Source organism: Marilutibacter penaei (assembly GCF_014145395.1).
Classification (GTDB): Bacteria; Pseudomonadota; Gammaproteobacteria; order Xanthomonadales; family Xanthomonadaceae; genus Marilutibacter; species Marilutibacter penaei.
In genome coordinates this window covers 513,156-533,620 of record NZ_JACHTE010000001.1, presented here as the reverse complement: position 1 = coordinate 533,620, position 20,465 = coordinate 513,156, and the positions used below count along the sequence as shown (strand labels likewise).

General features: G+C 68.6%; 15 protein-coding genes. 14 read left to right on the top strand and 1 reads right to left on the bottom strand.

What is annotated here, in order from left to right:
• Positions 1 to 240 precede the first annotated feature (240 nt).
• The 9 genes from H4F99_RS02335 (at position 241) to H4F99_RS02295 (ending at position 14,808) form a co-directional block, all read left to right on the top strand.
• Entirely contained in the window at positions 241 to 1,254 is a 1,014-nt protein-coding gene (locus H4F99_RS02335; protein ID WP_182668092.1) for a glucokinase, read from the top strand.
• A 112-nt stretch (positions 1,255 to 1,366) separates the two neighbouring features.
• A complete protein-coding gene (locus H4F99_RS02330) occupies positions 1,367 to 4,084 on the top strand; it encodes a TonB-dependent receptor (RefSeq protein WP_182668091.1) in 2,718 nt (905 codons plus the stop codon).
• A 436-nt stretch (positions 4,085 to 4,520) separates the two neighbouring features.
• Positions 4,521 to 7,355: a TonB-dependent receptor gene (locus tag H4F99_RS02325; RefSeq protein WP_182668090.1), complete on the top strand. Its 2,835-nt coding sequence runs from the start codon at positions 4,521 to 4,523 to the stop codon at positions 7,353 to 7,355.
• 113 nt (positions 7,356 to 7,468) lie between these two features.
• The gene (locus tag H4F99_RS02320; RefSeq protein ID WP_182668089.1) at positions 7,469 to 9,832 is read left to right on the top strand and encodes a beta-N-acetylhexosaminidase; all 2,364 of its coding nucleotides are present in this window, start codon (positions 7,469 to 7,471) and stop codon (positions 9,830 to 9,832) included.
• Positions 9,833 to 9,928: 96 nt separating this feature from the next.
• Entirely contained in the window at positions 9,929 to 10,555 is a 627-nt protein-coding gene (locus H4F99_RS02315) for a tetratricopeptide repeat protein (RefSeq protein ID WP_182668088.1), read from the top strand.
• Positions 10,556 to 10,655: 100 nt separating this feature from the next.
• A complete protein-coding gene (gene ggt, locus H4F99_RS02310) occupies positions 10,656 to 12,389 on the top strand; it encodes a gamma-glutamyltransferase (RefSeq protein WP_182668087.1) in 1,734 nt (577 codons plus the stop codon).
• A gap of 13 nt (positions 12,390 to 12,402) precedes the next feature.
• Positions 12,403 to 13,119 carry a 2OG-Fe(II) oxygenase gene (locus tag H4F99_RS02305; protein ID WP_182668086.1) on the top strand — a complete coding sequence of 239 codons (717 nt, stop codon included), beginning with the start codon at positions 12,403 to 12,405 and terminating at the stop codon, positions 13,117 to 13,119.
• 103 nt (positions 13,120 to 13,222) lie between these two features.
• On the top strand, positions 13,223 to 13,966 hold the full coding sequence (locus H4F99_RS02300) for an SEL1-like repeat protein (protein WP_182668085.1): 744 nt from the start codon (positions 13,223 to 13,225) through the stop codon (positions 13,964 to 13,966).
• Positions 13,967 to 14,049: 83 nt separating this feature from the next.
• Positions 14,050 to 14,808 carry an SEL1-like repeat protein gene (locus H4F99_RS02295; protein WP_182668084.1) on the top strand — a complete coding sequence of 253 codons (759 nt, stop codon included), beginning with the start codon at positions 14,050 to 14,052 and terminating at the stop codon, positions 14,806 to 14,808.
• Between the two features lie 37 nt (positions 14,809 to 14,845).
• Here the strand turns inward: H4F99_RS02295 and H4F99_RS02290 are convergent, their stop codons facing one another.
• Entirely contained in the window at positions 14,846 to 16,327 is a 1,482-nt protein-coding gene (locus H4F99_RS02290; RefSeq protein ID WP_182668083.1) for an AAA family ATPase, read from the bottom strand.
• A 115-nt stretch (positions 16,328 to 16,442) separates the two neighbouring features.
• On the opposite strand from H4F99_RS02290, the gene H4F99_RS02285 reads away from it, so the two are divergent.
• The 5 genes from H4F99_RS02285 to H4F99_RS02265 all read left to right on the top strand — a co-directional run bounded on the left by H4F99_RS02285 (position 16,443) and on the right by H4F99_RS02265 (position 20,455).
• Positions 16,443 to 17,357, top strand: a complete 915-nt coding sequence (locus tag H4F99_RS02285) for an AEC family transporter (protein WP_182668082.1) — start codon at positions 16,443 to 16,445, stop codon at positions 17,355 to 17,357.
• A 295-nt stretch (positions 17,358 to 17,652) separates the two neighbouring features.
• Positions 17,653 to 18,603: a hypothetical protein gene (locus H4F99_RS02280; protein ID WP_182668081.1), complete on the top strand. Its 951-nt coding sequence runs from the start codon at positions 17,653 to 17,655 to the stop codon at positions 18,601 to 18,603.
• A gap of 72 nt (positions 18,604 to 18,675) precedes the next feature.
• A complete protein-coding gene (locus H4F99_RS02275; RefSeq protein ID WP_182668080.1) occupies positions 18,676 to 19,305 on the top strand; it encodes a ParA family protein in 630 nt (209 codons plus the stop codon).
• Positions 19,306 to 19,350: 45 nt separating this feature from the next.
• Entirely contained in the window at positions 19,351 to 19,827 is a 477-nt protein-coding gene (locus H4F99_RS02270) for a SixA phosphatase family protein (protein ID WP_182668079.1), read from the top strand.
• 19 nt (positions 19,828 to 19,846) lie between these two features.
• Positions 19,847 to 20,455: a YceI family protein gene (locus H4F99_RS02265; protein WP_182668078.1), complete on the top strand. Its 609-nt coding sequence runs from the start codon at positions 19,847 to 19,849 to the stop codon at positions 20,453 to 20,455.
• Positions 20,456 to 20,465: the final 10 nt, after the last annotated feature.

The following is a 20,465-nucleotide window of genomic DNA, read 5'->3' as shown; positions in this document are numbered from 1 at the left end:
GCGTTTACGCGTTGTGCAATGCAACATCAATGGCGCGTCCAGGGCAGTGCCGAGGGGTTTGGAGCACAGTTTCGCGACAAACGGTTGACATCGTTGTCAGACCTGCCGCAGTCTCGGCCCGCACACCCGCAAGGGGACTGGCGGAGGCCGGATGAAAGGGGATTGCAGCAGGGCATGGCACAGCTTCAAGACTTCGAAGGGCATTCATCGCGCGTATCCGCTCCGGTGGAAGGCGACCGCATGAGCGCCGCCGGACAGCCGTCGCCCGCGACGGCGGGTCGTTTCATCGCCGCCGACGTCGGCGGTACGCATACGCGCGTGGGCCTGGTCCGGGCCGGTGGGCCGGGCGAAGCCCCGATCGCGGTGATCGCGCATCGCAAGTACGCCTGCCGCGATTACCCGGGGCTGGCCGAGATCCTGGCCGACTTCATCGCAGCCGCCCCCGGTGGCGCAGGCGCCATCTACAGCGTCGCGATCGCCTGCGCGGGCGTGGTGCTGGATGACGTGGTCATCAACGCCAACCTGAGCTGGACGGTGTCGTTGCCGCGTTTGCGCGAGGCGCTCGGCCTGCAGCGGGTACTGGTGATCAATGATTTCCAGGCCGCCGCGCATGCCGCGCAGTGCATGGATCCGGGGGACTCGACCCTGCTGACCCCGGGCGTCGAGACGATCGAGGCGGGTCCGGTGCTGGTGATCGGACCGGGCACGGGCCTCGGCGCGGCCGTGCGGGTTCCGCATGCCGGCGGCACCGTGGTCCTGCCGACCGAAGCCGGCCACGCTGCGTTCTCGCCGGGCAGCGCGCGCGAGATCGAGATCCTGCGCCAGTTGCAGCGGCGTGGCGCGCACGTGCCCACCGAGGACCTGGTGTCCGGCCCCGGCCTGGTGAACATCTACCGCGCGCTGTGCGCCATAGACGGCATTCCGACGGCCCATGACGATCCCGCCGCGATCACCGCGGTCGCGCGCGAAGGCGACGAGGCCGCGCGCGAGGCCGTGCTGACGTTCTGCGCCGTCCTGGGCAGCGTGATCGGCGACCTCGCGGTGACCAGCAGCGCCCGTGCGGTGTTCATCGCCGGCGGCATCCTGCCGCAGATCAAGGATTTCCTCGCGCAGAGCACGTTCCTTGAGCGGCTGCGCGACAAGGGGGCCATGCAGCCGGTGCTCGAGCGCCTGCCCGTGCGCCTGATCGAGAACGACCGGCTGGGCGTCATCGGTGCCGCCAGCTGGTACCTGGAGCACGCCGGCACCCACTGAACCACACACAAGGAACCGACGTCCGGCCCCTGCCGGGTGTCACCAACTCCGGCGAAGCCGCCTCCAACAGAAGAGCCGGCCGCCGGGACCGATACCGAGGGAGAGAGACCCAATGAAACTTCGTAGATCCATGCTGTCGGCGAGCATCGTCGCCGCCCTTTCGTTCACCGGCGTCGCCATCGCGCAGGAGGCCCCCGCCGCCGGCGAGGAGGCCACCGAGCTCGATGCCATCGTCGTCACCGGCATCCGCGGCAGCCTCGAGAAGTCGCTGGACACCAAGCGCGAAGCCTCGACCCGCGTCGAAGCCGTCAGCGCCGAGGACATCGGCAAGCTGCCGGCCAAGAACGTCGCGGACGCGCTGCAGCAGCTCCCGGGCGTCAACATCAGCTCGTCCAGCGCCAGCGAAGGCGGCTTCGACGAGGCCGACCGCGTCAGCCTGCGCGGTACCAACCCCAGCCTGACCCAGACCCTGGTCAACGGCCACAGCGTCGGCACCGGCGACTGGTTCGTGCTGAGCCAGGTCGCCAACGTGGGCCGCAGCGTGAGCTACTCGCTGTTCCCGGCCGAGATCGTCGACCAGGTGATCGTGCACAAGTCCTCCGAGGCCAAGCTGGTCGAGGGCGGCACCGCCGGTTCGGTCGACATCATCACCCGCAAGCCCCTGCAGTACGCCGACAAGCTGACCATCAACGGCTCGGTCGGTGCGGTGTACGCGGACCTGCCGGGCGACACCGACCCGCAGGTCAGCGCACTGCTGAACTGGAAGAACGATGCCGACAACCTCGGCGTTCTCGTCCAGGCGTACTACCAGAAGCGCAACCTGCGCCGCGACGGCCAGGAAGTCGTCGGCGGCTACGGCCAGATCGCGTACGACGCACCGGTCACCGCGACCAACCCGGACCTCGCCGGCGTGCTGTACCCGAACCTGCTCGGCGCCGTGTACTTCACCCAGGAGCGCGAGCGCATCGGCGGCAATGTCGATGTCCAGTTCAAGGCCAACGACGACCTCACCTTCGACATCAACGGCTTCTACTCGAAGCTGGAAGCGGACAACTACAACCGCAACTACATGATGTGGGCCAGCCAGTTCGCCAACACGCGCGCGCCGCTGCCGGGCTACACCGTCGACAACAACCTGCTGACCAACGCCGAATACCCCGCGGTCAACGATCCGGCGAACCTGCTGCCCTACGGCGTGTATGACATGATCTCGCGCCCCAACGCGAGCTCGGAGTCGAAGTTCCTGACCCTGGAAGCCGACTGGCGCGCGTCCGACAACCTGGACATGCACTTCCAGGTCGGCACCACCAAGGGCATCGGCGCGAGCCCGACCCAGGACGTGCTCGAGACCGGCATCGGCCCGAATGCGGGCGCCAGCTGGAACATGCACGGCATCGACGAAGCGATCGACTGGAGCCTGGGCGGCAACAACACCGCTGCCAACCACCTCCCGCAGAACGGCTGGATCTTCGGTGGCCAGGGCATCGAGGTCATCGACCAGGAAGACTGGTTCGCGGCCGATGCCTCGCTGTTCACCAACGGCGACAGCACCTTCTCGTCGCTGGACTTCGGCCTGCGCTACGCGCAGCACGAGCGTCGCAACGACTATGAGATCGCGCAGGGTCCGAACTGGGCCAGCGACTGGCAGAACATCAATGCCTACCCGGGCGCCGGCGGTTTCTATCCCGGTGACTTCGGCGACGCCCTGGGCGGCCGCTTCCCGGGCGGCATCTGGTACTACACCCCCGACCAGCTCGCGCAGATCAACGCCGACTTCGCCAACCGGAACGACCCGGAGCGCTTCTACTTCTCCGACGTCTACGGCGTCTACGAAGAGAACTACGCGGCCTACGTGCAGGCGAACTTCCTGGGCGACCGCTGGAGCGGCAACGTCGGCGTGCGCTACGTCAAGACCGACAGCGACATCAGCTACACGCAGGCGCTGCCGATCGGTTCGGGCATCCCCGGTGCGATCACCGGCTCCGCGTTCGGCGACTACCTGAAGGTCAGCTCGGAGAACAACTACAGCGAGTTCCTGCCCAGCGCGAACTTCAAGTACGACTTCAACGACGACCTGGTGCTGCGTCTCGCCGCCTCGCGCACCATGACCCGCCCGGACTACTCCGCGCTGGCCGGTTCGCTGTCGCTGGACGACCTGACCCACACCGGCAGCGGCGGCAACCCGCAGCTCGACCCGCTGGTCTCGACCAACTTCGATGCGTCCATCGAGTGGTACTTCGCGCCGCGCGCACTGCTGTCGTTCGGTGCGTTCCACATGGACATGCGGGACTACATCTCGTTCGGCACGCAGACCATCCAGTACAAGGACCAGCAGGCCAGCTTCGAGCAGGGCGTCGACGTCTACAGCGACTACCAGGTGTCGATCCCGGTCAACACCGACGGCAAGCTGACCGGCTACGAAGTGGCCTACCAGCAGCCGATTGGCGAGTACTTCGGCTTCAACGCGAACTACACCTTCGCCGATGGCGAGACCGACGATGGCAAGCCGCTGAACGGCGCGTCGCGCAACACCTACAACCTGGCCGGCTACTTCGAGAACGACCGGTTCAGCGCGCGGGTGAGCTACACGTTCCGCGAGGCGTTCTACGCCGGCGTCAGCCGCACCGACGAGTTCTACCAGGACGACTTCGGCACGGTGTCGGCGTCGCTGGGCTGGAAGATCAACGACAACATGTCGCTCACGCTCGACGGCCTGAACCTCAACGACCCGACCTACTCGTACTACACCAATTCGGCGGTGGGTTACCTGCCGTATGCGATGTACTCGAACGGTCGCCAGTACTACCTGAGCTATCGCTTCACCTACTGACCGACTCTCTCCGGTCAGTTGGCACCCCGGGCCCGGCTTTCGCCGGGCCCGTTCTGTTCTGGGTCCCGGGACTCACCCGCGCCTGCGTCCGCCAACCTGTCCAATTGCGCAGGAAACCATGCTGCGACGCAGCAATATGCCTGAATGTCCTCGTATAAATATCTATAAATCAATTGCTTACATAGTTTGATGTCATTATGTTGACATCGTTGTCAGTTCTGGGGCAGGCTCGGATTGCGCCTTCGTTCAGAAGCGGAGGGCGGCAGGACCGGGGGGCACGCGCCCGCCTGTCGTGCCGACGGGAGCATGAGCTGTTGCACAGGGTTTTGAATCCAGGCAGCGGCACGCAACGGGGAACCGGGCGGGCCGTGTACAACCGGCGCGGGGACTGATCGGGATCAGGCGCCGAACACGAGAACGAGGGAGAGAAGTACCGATGAAGCTGCGCAAGACTCTTCTGTCGGCGAGTATCGTCGCCGCACTCGCGATCACCGCTCCGGTGGCCGCCCAAGAGACATCCCAGGACACCGCGGAGGAGACCACCGCTCCGGCGGCTGGCGACCCGGAGGCCACCGATCTCGACCGCATCGTCGTGTCGGGCATCCGCGGCAGCCTGCAACAGGCGCTGGACACCAAGCGCGACTCCGACGCGATCATCGACGTGGTGACCGCCGAGGACGTCGGCAAGTTCCCGGCGACCAATGTCGCAGAGGCGATCACGATCATCCCGGGCGTCACCATCGACAAGGCCTTCGGCCAGGGCGAGCGCGTCTCGATCCTCGGCACCGACCCGGCGCTCAACCGCACCCTGCTCAACGGCCAGACCGTCGCATCCGCGGACTGGTTCATCACCGACCAGCCGGGCCGTACCTTCAACTACTCGCTGCTGGCGCCGCAGATCGTCGGCTCGGTCGAGGTCTACAAGTCCCCCGAGGCACACATCGACGAAGGCTCGGTGGGCGGCACGGTGATCGTGAACACCCGCAAGCCCCTCGGGCTGGACGGCACCACCATCTCCGGCCAGCTGGGCTACATGTACAACGATCGCGTCGAAGACGGCGACATGCAGGCCTCGGTGCTGCTCGGCTGGAAGAACGATGCCGAGACCTTCGGCGTGATCGTGGCTGCGCAGAAAGCCGAAGAGAGCATCCGCCGCGACGGCATCGAAGCCTACGGCACCGTGACCGGCAACGACTACGCGTATGGCGCGGGCGGTGGCGGTTCGATCTACAACCTCCCGGCCGACTGGTCGCAGCCGCCGAACGCGGACGGCTCGCAGCCGACGCTTCCGGCGTCCTGCGTGGGCGCCTGCGAAGACACCCTGCTCGACAACCTGGGCGCGGTCGGCCCGAACTCGCTGAGCGCGCACTACTTCGAGCAGCGTCGCGAGCGCGACACCCTGTCGCTGGCCCTGCAGTTCCGTCCGGTGGACGAGCTGGACATCGAGTTCAATGCGCTCGACGTGAAGGCCGGTTACGACAACATCAGCCATTCGATGTTCGCGTTCATGGGCAATGCCTGGAACGGCCTGATGAAGATGACCGACCTCACGGTCGACGGCGGCGTCATCACCCAGGGCACGTTCGAGAACGCGCTGGTCGTGTACGACCTCATCAACCGCGAAGCGACGGTCGACACCGACTCCTACAACCTCAAGGCCACCTGGAACGACGAGCGCTGGTTCCTGTCCGGCGACATCGGTACCTCCAAGGCCACCGGCGGCACCGGCCGCCAGGTCTATGGCGAGTTCCTGAACTGGTCCGACTACAGCTATGACATCAGTGGCGACCGTGGCCTGACCTTCAACGGCGCGAACCCGTTCCTCGACCCTTCGGCCTTCCGCATGGACGGTGGCTGGGGTGGGGACCCCAACAACGCGGCCACCTGGAACCCGGGCTGGGGCGGCAACATCGTCTTCAAGCCGACCTGGGACGAGGAAAAGTACGGCCAGGTCGACTTCGGCCTGCGCCTCGACTCGCCGGTCTACCAGCTCCGCTTCGGCGCCAAGCGTCGCGAGCATGAGACCGGACAGCGCATGGGCGGTGTATCGCTGGCCACCGTGGCCGGCTACGGCGACGCGAGCGCCGACCAGTTCGACCCGCGTCCGCTGCCCGGCAACTACCTCGATGGCTTCAGCGGCACCGGCGACCTGTCCGAGCGCTTCACGATCGATGGCTGGGACCTGGCGGATTACATCCTGAGCGGCGACTGGCTGGCCCCGTGGCAGACGATGCCGGAGCCGAGCACCTTCAACGACCCGTCGTTCGCGGCCAACACCTGGACCGTCACCGAGGACGTCAACGCGTTCTACGCCCAGGCCGACTTCGGTTGGGACAGCCTGCGCGGCAACGTCGGCGTGCGCTACGTGCAGACCGACTCCAACAGCATGGGCTGGACCTGCGGCGTGCCGACGGCCGGCCAGGCCTGCGCCGCCACCGACTACGTGCAGACCAGCGTCAAGAAGAGCTACGACAACATCCTGCCCAACGTGAACCTGGTCTACGACCCGGGCAACGACGTGATCCTGCGCTTCTCGGCGGCCGAGGTGATGTCGCGCCCGAACTATGGCGACATGTCGAGCTACCTGTGGCTGGGCGACCAGACCCTGACCGGCGGCGGCGGCAACCCGGACCTCGATCCGTACGAGTCGCTGAACCTGGACTTCTCGGCGGAGTGGTACTTCACGCCGAACTCCATCCTCGGCGGCACGCTGTTCTACAAGGATGTCGACAACTACATCCTGGTCACCACCCGTGAGGAAACCCACTTCAACCAGTCGCAGCAGGCGGAAACGGTCTACGACGTCTCGCGTCCGAACAATGCGGGCACGGCGAAGATCCAGGGCTTCTCGGCCGCCTTCCAGCACTCCTTCGAGAGCGGCTTCGGCGTCCTGGCCAACTACACCTATGCCGACGCCGAGGCCGACAACGGCGATCCGCTGCCGTACAGCTCGAAGAACCAGGTCAACCTGAGCCCGTTCTTCGAGAACGAGTGGCTGAGCGCGCGCCTGACCTACTCGTGGCGTTCGAAGTACTACACGCAGGTCGACCGCGGCAACTACCTGGTCACCGATGACTACGACTCGCTGGACGCGAACATCACGTTCAAGGTCATGGAGAACCTGAGCATCGGGCTGGACGGCATGAACCTGCTCGACAGCAACTACTACACCTATGCCGAAGTCGACGGCATCGCCAACACCGAGAAGCTGGTGCGTGGCGATTACCGTACCGGACGCCGGGTGCTCGCGTCGCTCCGCTTCGACTTCTGACGCGGCGCACCTGCGCGATGGTAGCGGGCGGGCCCGGTCGACCGGGCCTGCCCAGGCGCACCCCGGTGCGCCGTTCCGCATTCTGATTTGACGAACATGTTCGAGGTGGGTGGATGACGAAGCACGGGTTGGCGGGCCGCAAGGCATGGGCAGTGGTCGCACTGGCGGCGGCGCTGGCGGCCGCTTGCGGGCAGCAGGGGACCGGGACGGACGCGGCCGGGGAAGCGGTTGCGGCCGCACCGATCACCGAAGCGGCCGACATCGGCCTGATGCCGCGACCGCAGTCGCTCGTGCTCGGCCAAGGCCAGTTCGTGATCGACGCGAAGACACCGGTCAGCGCCAGCGGCGATGCCGCCGCGGTCGCCGAGCGCTTCGTCGACTACATGGCCATGGCCGGTTTGAAGGGTCTCCAGGTCACGACGGGGGACGGGGCGGGGGCTGGCATCCGCTTCGAACTCGACCCGGAAGCCCAGGATGCGTCCGGGGAGGCGTACACCCTCCACGCCTCTCCGGATGGCATCCGCATCTCCGCGGCCGCCCCCGCCGGCCTGTTCCGCGGCGCCACCACGCTGTGGCAGCTGGCGACCGTGCAGGGGCGTGACTTCCAGGTGCCGGCCGTCGAGATCGAAGACGCGCCGCGCTTCGGCTGGCGCGGCTTCATGCTCGACTCCGCGCGGCATTTCCAGGAGCTCGACGAGATCAAGAAGATCCTCGACGCGATGGCCCTGCAGAAACTCAATACCTTCCACTGGCACCTGACCGACGACCAGGGCTGGCGCATCGAGATCAAGCGCTACCCGAAGCTGGTCGAAGTCGGCAGCTGCCGCATCCCCGCCGGCGATGGCGGCGTCGACCCCGCCACCGGCGAGGCGCGTCCCTATTGCGGCTTCTATACGCAGGACCAGGTGCGCGAGATCGTCGCCTACGCGGCCGAACGCCACATCACCGTGGTGCCCGAACTCGACATCCCGGGGCACGCGACCGCGGCGATCGCGGCCTATCCGGAACTCGGCAGCATCGATGAGAAGCTGGTGCCGCTGAGCGAGTGGGGCGTGTTCCCCAACCTGTTCAACACCGAGGAAGAGACGATGGTCTTCCTCGAGAACGTGCTCACCGAGATGGTCGAGCTGTTCCCGGGCCAGTACGTCCACATCGGTGGCGACGAGGCGGTCAAGGACCAGTGGGAAGCCTCGGCGCGCATCCAGGTGCACATGCGCGAGGTCGGTGCCTCGGATGAAATGGCAATGCAGGGCCTGATGGTCGAGCGGCTCGAGAAATTCCTCGCCGGCCATGGCAAGCGCCTGATCGGCTGGGACGAGATCCTCGAGGCGGAACTGCCCGACGAAGCCACCGTCATGTCCTGGCGCGGCACCGAAGGCGGCCTGGAGGCGGCCCGCAAGGGCCACGACGTGGTGATGACGCCGTCGTCCGTGCTGTACCTCGACTACCTGCAGACGGAATCTCCGGACGAACCGCCGGGCCGGCCTGCGACGAACACGATCGACGAGATCTATGCCTTCGAGCCCGTACCCGCGGATCTCGAAGCCGACAAGCACGCGCACATCCTCGGGCTGCAGGCCAACCTGTGGACCGAGCACACCCGCTTCGACACTCGCGTCGAGCACCACCTGTTCCCGCGCCTCGCCGCCGTGGCCGAGACCGGCTGGACCCCGGCCGACGGCAAGGACTGGCAGGACTTCCGCCAACGGTTGCCGATGCAGTTGCACCGCTACGACCTGATCGGCATCCGCTATGCGAAGACGCCGTTCCAGGTGCTGGCGGTGGCCGACGATGACCGCGCCGCCGGTACCGCCGAGGTCAGCCTCGAGAACCCGCTGGCCTACGAGGTGCGCTACACCACCGACGGCAGTGCGCCCACCGGGGAGTCACCGCTCTACCAGGCGCCGGTCGAGGTCACGTTGCCGGCCGAGGTCAAGGCCGCCGCGTTCTTCGATGGTCGCCCACTGGCCGAACCGCAGGCGTTCGGCTTCGACGCCGCCTCCCTGCTCAGCCGCACCGACGAGCACCTGGGCGTGTGCCCCGATGCCGGCCGCCTGCTGCTCCGGCTCGAGGACGATGGCCCGGCCGACGGCGAGCGCGCGATCTTCAACGTGACGATCTTCTACCCGTGCTGGCAGTGGAACCAGGCCGACCTCGGCGGCATCGATCGCGTCGACGTGCGTCTGGGCCGGATCCCGTACTACTTCCAGCTCGCGCATGACGAACCGAACCGCAAGTTCGAGCCGGCCGAAACCGCGAACGGCGAGCTGACCGTGCATGGCGGCGGCTGCGAGGGCACCCTGCTGGCCAAGGTGCCCATGCCGGCGGCGACCGAAGCCGACGGCTTCGTCACCGTGGCCGCCGACCTGCCGGCCGATGTCGCGGGCCGACAGGACCTGTGCATCCGCGTCACCGGCGATACCCGGCCGACGATGTGGGTGGTGGACCGGGTCGACCTGGTTCCGGCCGCACCCTGACAGGGGGACTCCGTCGCGGCCGGGCGCGTAAGTCTGCGACGCGCCCGGCCGCGATCGGGGTATCATGTGGCGGTGCAACATCAGGGGGAAGCCGCCATGAAATCGAAAGCCATCGGGCTGTTCGCATTGCTGGCCATCGCGCCGGCATTCGCCCAGGACATGCCGCGCCCGGTCGAGTTCTACTTCGACGAGGACGCGCAGACGACGCGCGCCATCGTCGCCATCGAGGGCTCGGACGACGCCACCATGCAGAAGCTGCTGGTCGAGATCCAGCGCGATCCGCGTGCCCGCGAGGAGATGGCGCAGCTCGCCCACCTGGCCTACGGCGCCGGTCGTCCCGAGGTGGGCGCTTCCCTGTACGACCGTGCCACCGGCAGCCTCGCGCAGACCCATGCGCTGTGGCGTCCGATCCATTGGAACCGGGCCTGGGACCTGTATCGCGCAGGCGATGCCGAAGGCGCCCTCGGCCAATGGGCCATGCTGGCGAACTCGCGGGCCCTGAGCGCCGCCTGGATGCCGCCCACCTTCGCCCTGGTCCTGTGGTCGCTGGACCGCAAGGACGAAGCGGTGACGTGGTACGCCGCCGCCGTCCGCACCGAGCCCGACCAGTGGCGCGGCACCTCGAGGTACGCCGAACTGCTGCCGGCCTGGACCGATGCCGAGCGCGCGACCCTGGCCGAAGTGCAGGCCGCGTGGAGCGCGAACCCGCCCGACTGGCCCTGAGGCAGGCGGGAACGACGACGGGCCGCCTGCGGGCGGCCTTGTCGCATCCGGGGCCCGCGTTACGATGGGCTTTCCACGCCCGACCGGAGCGCCCGACCCCATGCGACGCCTGCTTGCCCTCAGCGCCCTTGCGCTGGCCCTGCCGCTGGCCATCGCCGCGCCCGCCAGCGCCGCGGACCGGATCACCGGCCACGCCTTCGCCACCCGTAGCGAGGTCATGGCGCCGCACGCCATGGCCGCGACCTCGCATCCGCTCGCGACGCAGGTGGCGCTGGACGTCCTGAAGGCGGGCGGCAGCGCCGTGGACGCCGCGATCGCCGCCAACGCGGCGCTCGGCCTGATGGAGCCGACCGGCAACGGCATCGGCGGCGACCTGTTCGCGATCGTCTGGGACCCGGCGACGAAGCGCCTCCATGGCTACAACGGCTCCGGCCGTTCGCCGCGATCCCTCACCCTGGCCGAGTTCCAGCGCCGCGGGTTGCAGGACATTCCGCCGCACGGACCGCTGCCGGTGACCGTGCCCGGTACCGTCGATGCCTGGTTCGCGCTGCATGACCGCTTTGGCCGCCGCTCGATGGCGGACAACCTCGCCCCCGCGGTCCTCTACGCCCGCGAGGGCCATCCGGTGCACGAGGTCATCGCGTACTACTGGGACCGGAGCGTACCGAGGCTGTCGAAATGGCCCGGCTTCAGCGAGCAGTTCACCGTCGACCCGGGTGCGGGCGAAGCACGGCGTGCGCCGCGCAGCGGCGAGACCTGGCGCAATCCCAACCTCGCCAACACGCTGGAGACGATCGGCCGCGAGGGCCGCGACGCGTTCTACAAGGGGGACATCGCGCGCACCATCGATGCCTACTTCAAGGCCAACGACGGCTTCCTGTCCTACGAGGACCTGGCCGCGCACCAGGGCGAGTGGGTCGAGCCGGTCAGCACGAACTACCGCGGTATCGACGTGTGGGAGCTGCCGCCCAACGGGCAGGGCATCGCCGCGCTACAGATCCTCAACATCCTGGAAGGCTACGACCTCGCCGCCTACGGATTCGGCAGCCCCGAGCACGTGCACCTGTTCACCGAGGCGAAGAAACTCGCCTTCGCCGATCGCGCCGCCTCCTATGCCGACCCGGACTTCCATTCGGCCGACGTGGCCCGGCTGGTCTCCAAGGACTACGCCGACGAGCGCCGCGCGCTGATCTCGATGGACCGCGCGATGCAGGCGGCCGAGCCGGGCGTGATCCCGCAGCTCAACGAGGGCGACACCATCTACATGACGGTTGCCGATGCCGACGGCATGATGGTCTCGCTGATCCAGTCCAACTACCGCGGCATGGGCAGCGGCATGGCGCCGCCCGGACTGGGGTTCATCCTGCAGGACCGCGGCGAGCAGTTCGTGCTCAAGGAAGGCCATCCGAACAGCTTCGCGCCCGGCAAACGGCCGTTCCACACCATCATTCCCGCGTTCGCGACGAAGGCGGGTGAGCCCTGGGTGTCGTTCGGCGTGATGGGCGGCGCGATGCAGCCCCAAGGCCACGCGCAGATCATCATGAACCTCGTCGATTTCGGCATGAACCTGCAGGAGGCGGGCGACGCGCCGCGCATCCAGCACGACGGGTCCACCGAACCGGCGGGGCAAGCCACGCCGATGCACGACGGCGGGGAGCTCGACCTCGAGACCGGCTTCCCGTACGAGACTGTCCGTGTGCTGATGCAGAAGGGCCACAGCGTGCGCTTCGCCCACGGGCCCTACGGCGGCTATCAGGCGATCATGGTGAATCCGCACGGCGGTTATATCGGCGCCAGTGAGTCGCGCAAGGACGGCCAGGCGGCCGGCTACTGACGATCACGACGGCATGATCAACGAAGCGCTCGACCTCCCGCACTGGCGCGACGCCCTGCGCCGCGACGGGCGCGTGCAGGTCGCCGATTTCCTGCAGCCGGCGGCAGCGGAGCGGTTGCGCCAGTGCCTGGCCGAAGAGGTGCCGTGGACGCTGGCGCTGCGCGACCGCGAGGGACCACGCACGATCGACCATGCCCGGTATGCCGCGCTCGACGAAGCCGCGCGCCAGCACGCCTATGCCGAAGCCGCGTCGTCGGCGCAAGAGGCCACGGGCGAGGACGCGTTCCGCTTCGCCTACGACAGCTACATGATGGTCACCGCCTATCAGGAAGGCCGTGATCCCGGACTGCTGCTGCACCGGGTGCTCGAGCTGTTCAATTCGCCGCAGTACCTCGCCTTCGCGCAGGCATTGACGGGCGATGCGCGCATTCGCCGCGTCAATGCGCAGGCGACCCGCTACCGTCCCGGTCAGTTCCTGCGGTACCACACCGACATCGATACCCGCGAAGGGCGGCTGTATGCCTACGTGCTCAATCTCACCCGCCACTGGGAAGCCGACTGGGGTGGCCTGCTGCAGTTCATCGACGACACCGGCGCGGTGACGCGCAGCTTCGTGCCGCGATGGAACAGCCTGTCGCTGTTCGCCGTGCCGGCCGGCCATGCGGTCAGCCTGGTTGCGCCCTATGCCGGGGAGGCGCGGCTGGCGATCACCGGCTGGTGGCTGGCTTGAAAGCCGTCCCGCCGGTGGGTGGCCCTGCTTCCAGGATCGCATCCGCGGTTTGAAACCCACCCGCGGGAAGCGTAGAACGGGAGGCCCATGACGGGAGCCCGCCATGCGCCGCCTGACCCGGATGCCGTTCCTCGCCCTGGCCCTCTGCGCCGCCACGCCCGCCTTCGCGCTGCAGCCGCTCGAACCGGCGGCCGAAGTGCTGGCGCCGCGGCTGGACACGCTCAGCTTCACCCAGCTGGACCGCGCCGAGGCGCTGGGCCGCGACCACCTCAATGAACTCTGGCGCGTGCGGGCCTTGCGCGAGCTCAAGCTCGAGGACTCCCGCGAAGCGCTGGAGGATTTCCGCCGCGCGGCGCGCTATGCCGACAAGTTTTCCCAGCACTCGCTGAGCCTGATGTACTGGCATGGGGTCGGCACCGAAGCCGACCGCGCGCTGGCCTACGTCTGGGCCGATCTCGCGGCCGAACGCGGCTACCGCGACCTGCTGCTGGTGCGCGAGAAAATGTGGATGGAAATGGACGCGGACGACCGCGCCCGCGCCCTGGAGATCGGTCCGGCCCTGTACGCCGACTACGGTGACGAGGTCGCCCAGCCGCGGATGGAGCAATGGCTGCGCCGTGCCCGCGCGGACATCACCGGCAGCCGTCTTGGTGCGAGCGCGGATCGGGTCAAGCTGGAATATCCTTCAGGACGCGTGGGTGTACGCGGCCGCGATCTGTTCGATTCCGACCGTTGGGATCCGGACGATTACTGGCAGGCCGAGGACCGCCAGTGGCGCGGCAAGGTCATCGTGCTCCCCGCCGAGAAAGTCGGCACGGGCGCTGACGAAGGTCAGGATGACGATTGACCTGCGACGGGTGAAGTCCCACGTCCGTATACTTCACCCCGTCGTCCGATAACGACACCCTCCCCTCGTTTCAAGGAAGAATCATGCGTCGAATACTTTTTCCCGCCCTGTGTCTGCTGGGCGCCCTGACCGCCGTGCCGCCTGCCGTGGCCCAAGAGGCCGCGCCTTCGGTCGGACTGGTCTTCCGCGGCATCGAGAGCGTCAGCGAGCCCGACTTGCAGCGGGCCGAAGCCTTGGCCGAGTTCGGGCACCCGAACGAACTGTGGCGGGTTCGCGCCATGATGGCCGTGAAGCGTGGCGACCTGGACGGGGCGGTGGAACGCCTGCAGATGGCCGCGCGATATGCCGACAAGCTGTCGCAGCACTCGCTTGCGCTGCTGTACTGGCATGGCATCGGTGTCGAAAAGAATCCAGCGCTCGCCTACGCGTGGAGCGAACTGGCCGCTGAGCGCGGCTATCCCACGCTGGAACGGTCGCGGGCCGCGATATGGGCCCGGCTCGACGCGGACGAGCGGGCGAAGGCCTCGACCTTCGGCCCGGGCCTGCGCGCCGAGTACGGCGATGCCGTCGCCAAGCCGCGCATGGAGCGTGAAATGGTGCTGGCCCGGACATCGCGCACCGGCAGCCGCCTGGGCTCGTCCATCAACCAGGTCCAGGTGGGCAGCGCGTCGGGTCGGCGCGTGGCGCACCAGGACTCCTACTATGCCGAGCACCGCTGGGATGCGGAAACCTACTGGGCAGGCGAGGATCGCGTGTGGAAGGGCAAGGTGATCATCGGCGACAGTGAAACCGTCACCACCGCCGGGCCCGACGCCGAAGCGGGTTCCGAAGACAACGACTAGGTATGCGTAGCCGGGGCGGCGCGCGCCGCCCCATGGGCTACTCCGCCGGCACCGTCCGCCCCAGCGCCCAGGCGCGCAGCGCTTCGACCTGCTCCGCCATCAGCACCGAGAGCGGGCGCGTCTGCTTGAGTTCCGCGCGCAGCGTGAAGGCATTGAGCGGCGTCGAGGCCGCGTGCGCGGCATACATGGCCGAGACGATGGCCTGCTCGATCTCGGCCCCCGAAAAGCCCTCGCTCGCACCCGCCAGGCCGGCGAGGTCGAAAGCGGCCGGATCCAGTGCGCGGCGCCGCAGGTGCAGGGCGAACAGCTCGGCACGCACGTCCGCCTCCGGCAGGTCGACGAAGAACACCTCGTCGAAACGGCCCTTGCGCAAGAGCTCCGGGGGCAGGGCATCGACCTGGTTGGCCGTCGCGACGACGAACACCCGCGACTGCCGTTCGGCCATCCAGGTGAGCATGTGGCCGAGCACGCGGCGCGAGACGCCGCCGTCGCTGTCATCGGCCGACAGCGCCTTCTCGATCTCGTCCATCCACAGCACGCAGGGTGCCAGGCGCTCGACCGCGGCCAGGGTTTCGCGCAGGTTGCGTTCGGTTTCGCCGTGGTACTTGTTGTACAGCGCACCGATGTCCAGCCGCACCAGCGGTACGCCGAAACCGGCGGCCACCGCCTTGGCCAGCATCGACTTGCCGCAGCCCTGCACGCCGAGCAGCAGGATGCCCTTGGGCAGGTCCAGCCCCGGTGGCGGTTCGCCTCCGGTGAATACCGCGCGGCGATGTTCGATCCAGCGCTTGAGCCGGCGCGCACCGGCCACGTCCTCCATCCGCGCGCTGTCGTATTCGTAGTGAAGGTGGCCGTGCTGGTTCAGGAGTTCGAACTTGAGCCGGGCCAGCTCGGGGAGGTCGTCCGGGCCCAGGGCGCCATCACGGAAGATCAGGTGGCGGGCGATACGGCGCGCATCCACCGGGTCGAGGCCGGCGAGGTTGCGCACGATCTGCTGCACCGCTTCGCCATCCACCTCGACGCGCCGTCCGCCGTTCTCGCGCGCATAGTCCTCGGCCTGCTGGCGCACCAGCTTGAGCAGCGCGTGGGCGTCGGGCAGGCGAGGGCGATAACGCACCGCCATCGCCTCCAGCTCGGGCGACAGCTCGACCGCATGCCCCACCAGCACCAGCACGTGGGGCTGGCTGCCGCGGCGGTCGACGATCTCGCGCAGTTGGCGCTGGGTCATCGCCGCGCCCAGGAACGGATGCGCATCGAACAGCAGGTACACGCCCCGCTGCGTCGCGTTGCGGATCGCGTTGAGGGTGCTGGACATGTCCGGCGGCCCCTCGGCCTCGTCCTCGCGGTCGATGTCGATGCGGCGCAGGCCCTCGGTCACCGACCAGCGGTACATGGCGCGCCAGACCTGCATCAGGGCCTGCCGGAACAGCTCGACCACGCGCGCTTCGTCGCGTGTCTCGATCACGATCAACGGGGTGTTGGCGCGGATCAGCGCGACCAGGTCCTGCAGTTCACTCATGGAGATCCGGTGCTTCCCTGACGAGCGCGCATCATACCGGGCACGGGTCCACCAAGGTCCAATGGGGCCTGCCTGCGCGCATGGGACAATGGGCGCCCCGTCCCGGCGGTGCACGATGGCTTTCGACGCCTTCGCCCTGGTGCTGGCCATGCTGGCGCTGGGCTACCTGTTCCAGCGCGTGCGCGTGCTGCCCGACAACGCGCCCCAGGTACTGAACCTGGTGATCCTGTACGTCTGCCTGCCGGCGGCGGTGCTGCGCTATGCGCCGCGGCTCTCGCTGGAACCGGCCCTGCTCGGGGTGATCGCGGTGCCGTGGCTGCTGCTGGGCGCGACCGTGTTGCTGGTGGGGCTGGGCACGCGGCTGTTCGGCTTCCGCCGCGACGAGCAGGGCGCGCTGCTGTTGACCGTCGCGCTGAGCAACACCAGCTACCTCGGCTATCCGCTGGTGCGCGCGCTGGTGGGCGAGGACGCGTTGCCCTATGCGGTGGTTTACGACCAGTTCGGTGCCTTCGTGATCCTGTCCACGTTCGGGCTGTGGGTGCTGGCCCGCTACGGCGGCGGCGACGCACCCACCGCCCGCGGGATCCTGCTCCGCGTGTTGCGCTTCCCGCCGCTGTGGGCACTCGTCCTGGGCCTGACGGTGATGCCGGCCGAGCCGCCGGCCTGGATCGACGGCGGCCTTCGCAGCCTGTCGGAGGCCCTGTTGCCGTTGGCGATGCTGACCATTGGGCTCTCGGTGAAGCTCGCCCTGCCGCGCGACGAGTTGAAGCCGCTGGGCTGGGGCCTGTTGTTGAAGCTCGCCGTGATGCCCGCCATTGCCCTGCTCGTCGCACCGCTGCTGGGCCTGCATGGGGCGATGGCCCAGGCCACGGTGCTCGAAGCCGCGATGCCGTCGATGGTCACCGCCGCCGCGCTGGCCATTGCCCAGGGCATCGCCCCACGGCTGGCCGCGGCGATGGTGGGCTACGGCGTGCTGCTGTCGATGGCGACACTGCCGGCCTGGGCGGCGCTGGCACGCTGGCTGGGCTGAGGCTGCTGCCCACCAGTGCTAGGCTGGCCATCCGAAGGACGGGGGGAGTCGCTGCATGGAAACGAGGTCGATCCTTGCCGGTGTGAGCCTGGCGTGCATGGTCACGCTCGGTTGCGGCGTACAACCGGAGGCGCCTCAGGCGCACGGCGCCGCGACGCGCCCGGCCGTGGCGCCGTCTGCGACGTTGCCTGCCGCCCGCACCTCTCTCCGATCCGCGACGGCGTCTCCGGCCCGTGGCCCGCACGGACCTGTCCCGGGAAGCGCGGAAGCATGGGGCCGGGAGTTCGACCGGGCGATGCGCTCGCACCTGGAAGCCCGCGCTGCCGCGGGCGATGACCATGCCCGCCTGCTGCTGGCGCTGATGGTCCGCCCGGACGACGTACGGTTCGATGGCGACCCGGAAGCCTGGGCGAAGGCGCGTGCCGAGGCCCTGCGCGAGGTCGCGGCGGCGCTGCCCGATGATCCGCTGGTCGCATGGCTGGAGGCGCAGGCTTGTGGCCCCGGCATGGGATGCGACCGGCTGTCGGCGCTCGAGCGGTTGGCCGCGCTCGATCCCGGCAATGCCGCGGTATGGTGGGCGCTTGCCGACGAGGCCCGGCGGTGGAAAGACCCTGCAGCGGTGGACCACTTCCTTGCGCTGGCGGCGGCGTCGGAGCGGGTGTCCATGCCGGGTGGAACGCTGGGACCGGTGTATGCGGATGTCCTCGGCGGCATGGTCGCTCCCCCGCTGGATCCCGCCCTGCGTGCCCAGGCGGTGAGTGAGCTGGGGCTGTCCGGCCTGCCGGCGGACATCGACGTCGTCCTGCTCTACGGGGCCGTGTACGCGGGCCTGATGGAAGCCGTGTTCAGCCCCAACCTCGTGAGCGTCAGCCAGTTGTGCGGAGCGCCGGCCAGTCCAGACCGCCGCGCCAGTTGCAGGGCGAACATGGAGCTGCTGGCCTCGGGCGACAGCCTGCTGATGCAGCGCATGGGCCTGACGATGCTGGTACGCGCCACGGAGGGATCTCCGCGCGCGGCGGTCTGGCGGGAGCGGCTTCGCCAGCACTACTGGACGCAGGAACTGGCACTCCGCCAGGGCTGGTTCAACGATCCCCGCTTCGTCATCCTCAGGGCCTACGACGGCGAGATCGCCGCACTCGAGCGATACCTGCGCCTCAATGGATTCAGCGATCCGCCCGACGACTGGCTTCCCCGCGATCCGGGCCAGCGTGCGCTCGTCACCGGGAACGCCGAAGCGGCTGGATGACCCTCACGCCCCGTCGATGGCCCGGGCGCGGCCGGCGGTGTAGGCTGCGGGGACCGTCCGGAAGGAGCGCGCATGAAAACCGTGCTGGTCGCCAGTTCCAAGGGGGGGGTCGGCAAGACCACCGTGGCCACCCACCTGGCCGCGCATGCGGCCCTCGAAGGCCTGAACACCGTCCTGCTCGACGCCGACCCGCAAGGGTCTTCCACCCGCTGGGCGCAGCGTCGGGCCGATAGCGAGACCGCGGTGCTTCCGCTGGACGGCACGCGCCGCAAGGCCTGGCGCAAGCAGCTGCCCGACGACACCCAGCGGCTGGTGATCGATGCCCCCGCCGGGGCGATGGGCGACGACCTCGAGCACTACCTCGACATCGCCGACCATGTCGTCGTGCCGGTGCAGCCATCGACGCTGGACCTGGAGGCGACGGTGCCGTTCCTGGAGTCCATCGCCCGCCACCCGCGCGTGCACAAGGGCGACGCCAGCGTGGGCCTGGTCGGCAACAAGCTGCGTCCGTGGACCAACACCTCGCAGCAGGCGGTCGCCCTGCTCAAGCAATGGCCCTACCCGGTGGTGGCGGAGCTGCGCGACAGCCAGGCCTACGTGTTGATGACCGGCCTCGGCCGCAGCCTGTTCGACTACCACTCGGCGCGGGTGCGCGAGCATCAGGACGACTGGCAGCCCCTGCTGAAATGGCTGCGCAAGTGAGCCGTCACTCCCGCCTTCCCACCGACGACCGGGTGCCACCGTCCGATGCGTGAACTGATCCTGCTGCGCCATGCCCATGCCGAGCCGGCCTGCACCGGCCGGGCCGACCTCGACCGTCCCCTCTCCGCCGAAGGCCTGGCCGAAGCCGAGGCCGCCGGCCGCTGGCTCGCCGAACAGCGACTGGTACCGGACTGCGTGCTGTGCTCGCCCTCGCGGCGTACCCGCGAAACGCTGGAGGCGGTGCTCTCGGTGATCGGCTATGTCGACCAGCGGATCGAACCGTCGATCTACGAGGCCACCCCCGGCGGCCTTATCGCGCTGGCCGACCAGCATCGCGATGTCGGCCGGTTGATGCTGGTCGGGCACAACCCGGGGTTCGAGCGCCTCTCCGCCCTGCTTCATACCGGCCAGACCAGCGAGTACCGCGGCATGCCGCCGGCGGGGCTCGCGGTGCTTTCGGTGCCGCCCGAGGCCGTGCTCGAACCCGGCGTGGCGCGACTCGACGCCTTCTGGTGGCCCTGACCGGATCCGCAGGCGAGCGATGAGGGTGGCGCAGGGGGCGCACCGGCGGGGATCCCGCCTCCGCTGGCGGGGCGGGTGGGGCCTGCTGCTGGCGGCCTGTGCCGCGCATGCCTCCGGGCAGGCGCTGACCGGCGAACTGGACGCCACCCGTTCGGCATTCGGCGTCGAGCTCAGGACGCGCTGGGGCCAGGTCGTCGAGGGGCGCTTTCCCGATTTCGAGGGCCAGGTGGCCATGCTGGACGGCGACCGCCGCCAGGTGCGCGTGCGCCTGACGACCGCCACGGTCCGGATCGGCGATTCCCCGCGCTATTCCGCAATGGCGCGCGGCGATCGATTCTTCGATTCCGGACGCCACCCGTCGATCGAATTCATATCCGACCCGATCGACCTGGCCATGGTGGAGAAGGGCGGTCCGCTCCGCGGACGGCTTACCATACGCGGCGTGACCCGGATCGAACGCTTCCTGCTGCTGCCCGCGAGCTGTGCGCGCCCCGGCATCGATTGCGACTTCGTCGCGACCGGTGGCGTGGACCGCCACGACTACGGCCTCGACGGCTGGCGCCTTGCGCTGGACGACACCGTGCGCTTCACCATGCGGGTCCGGCTCGCGGAGGAGCCGGCACCGTGAGGCCGTGCGG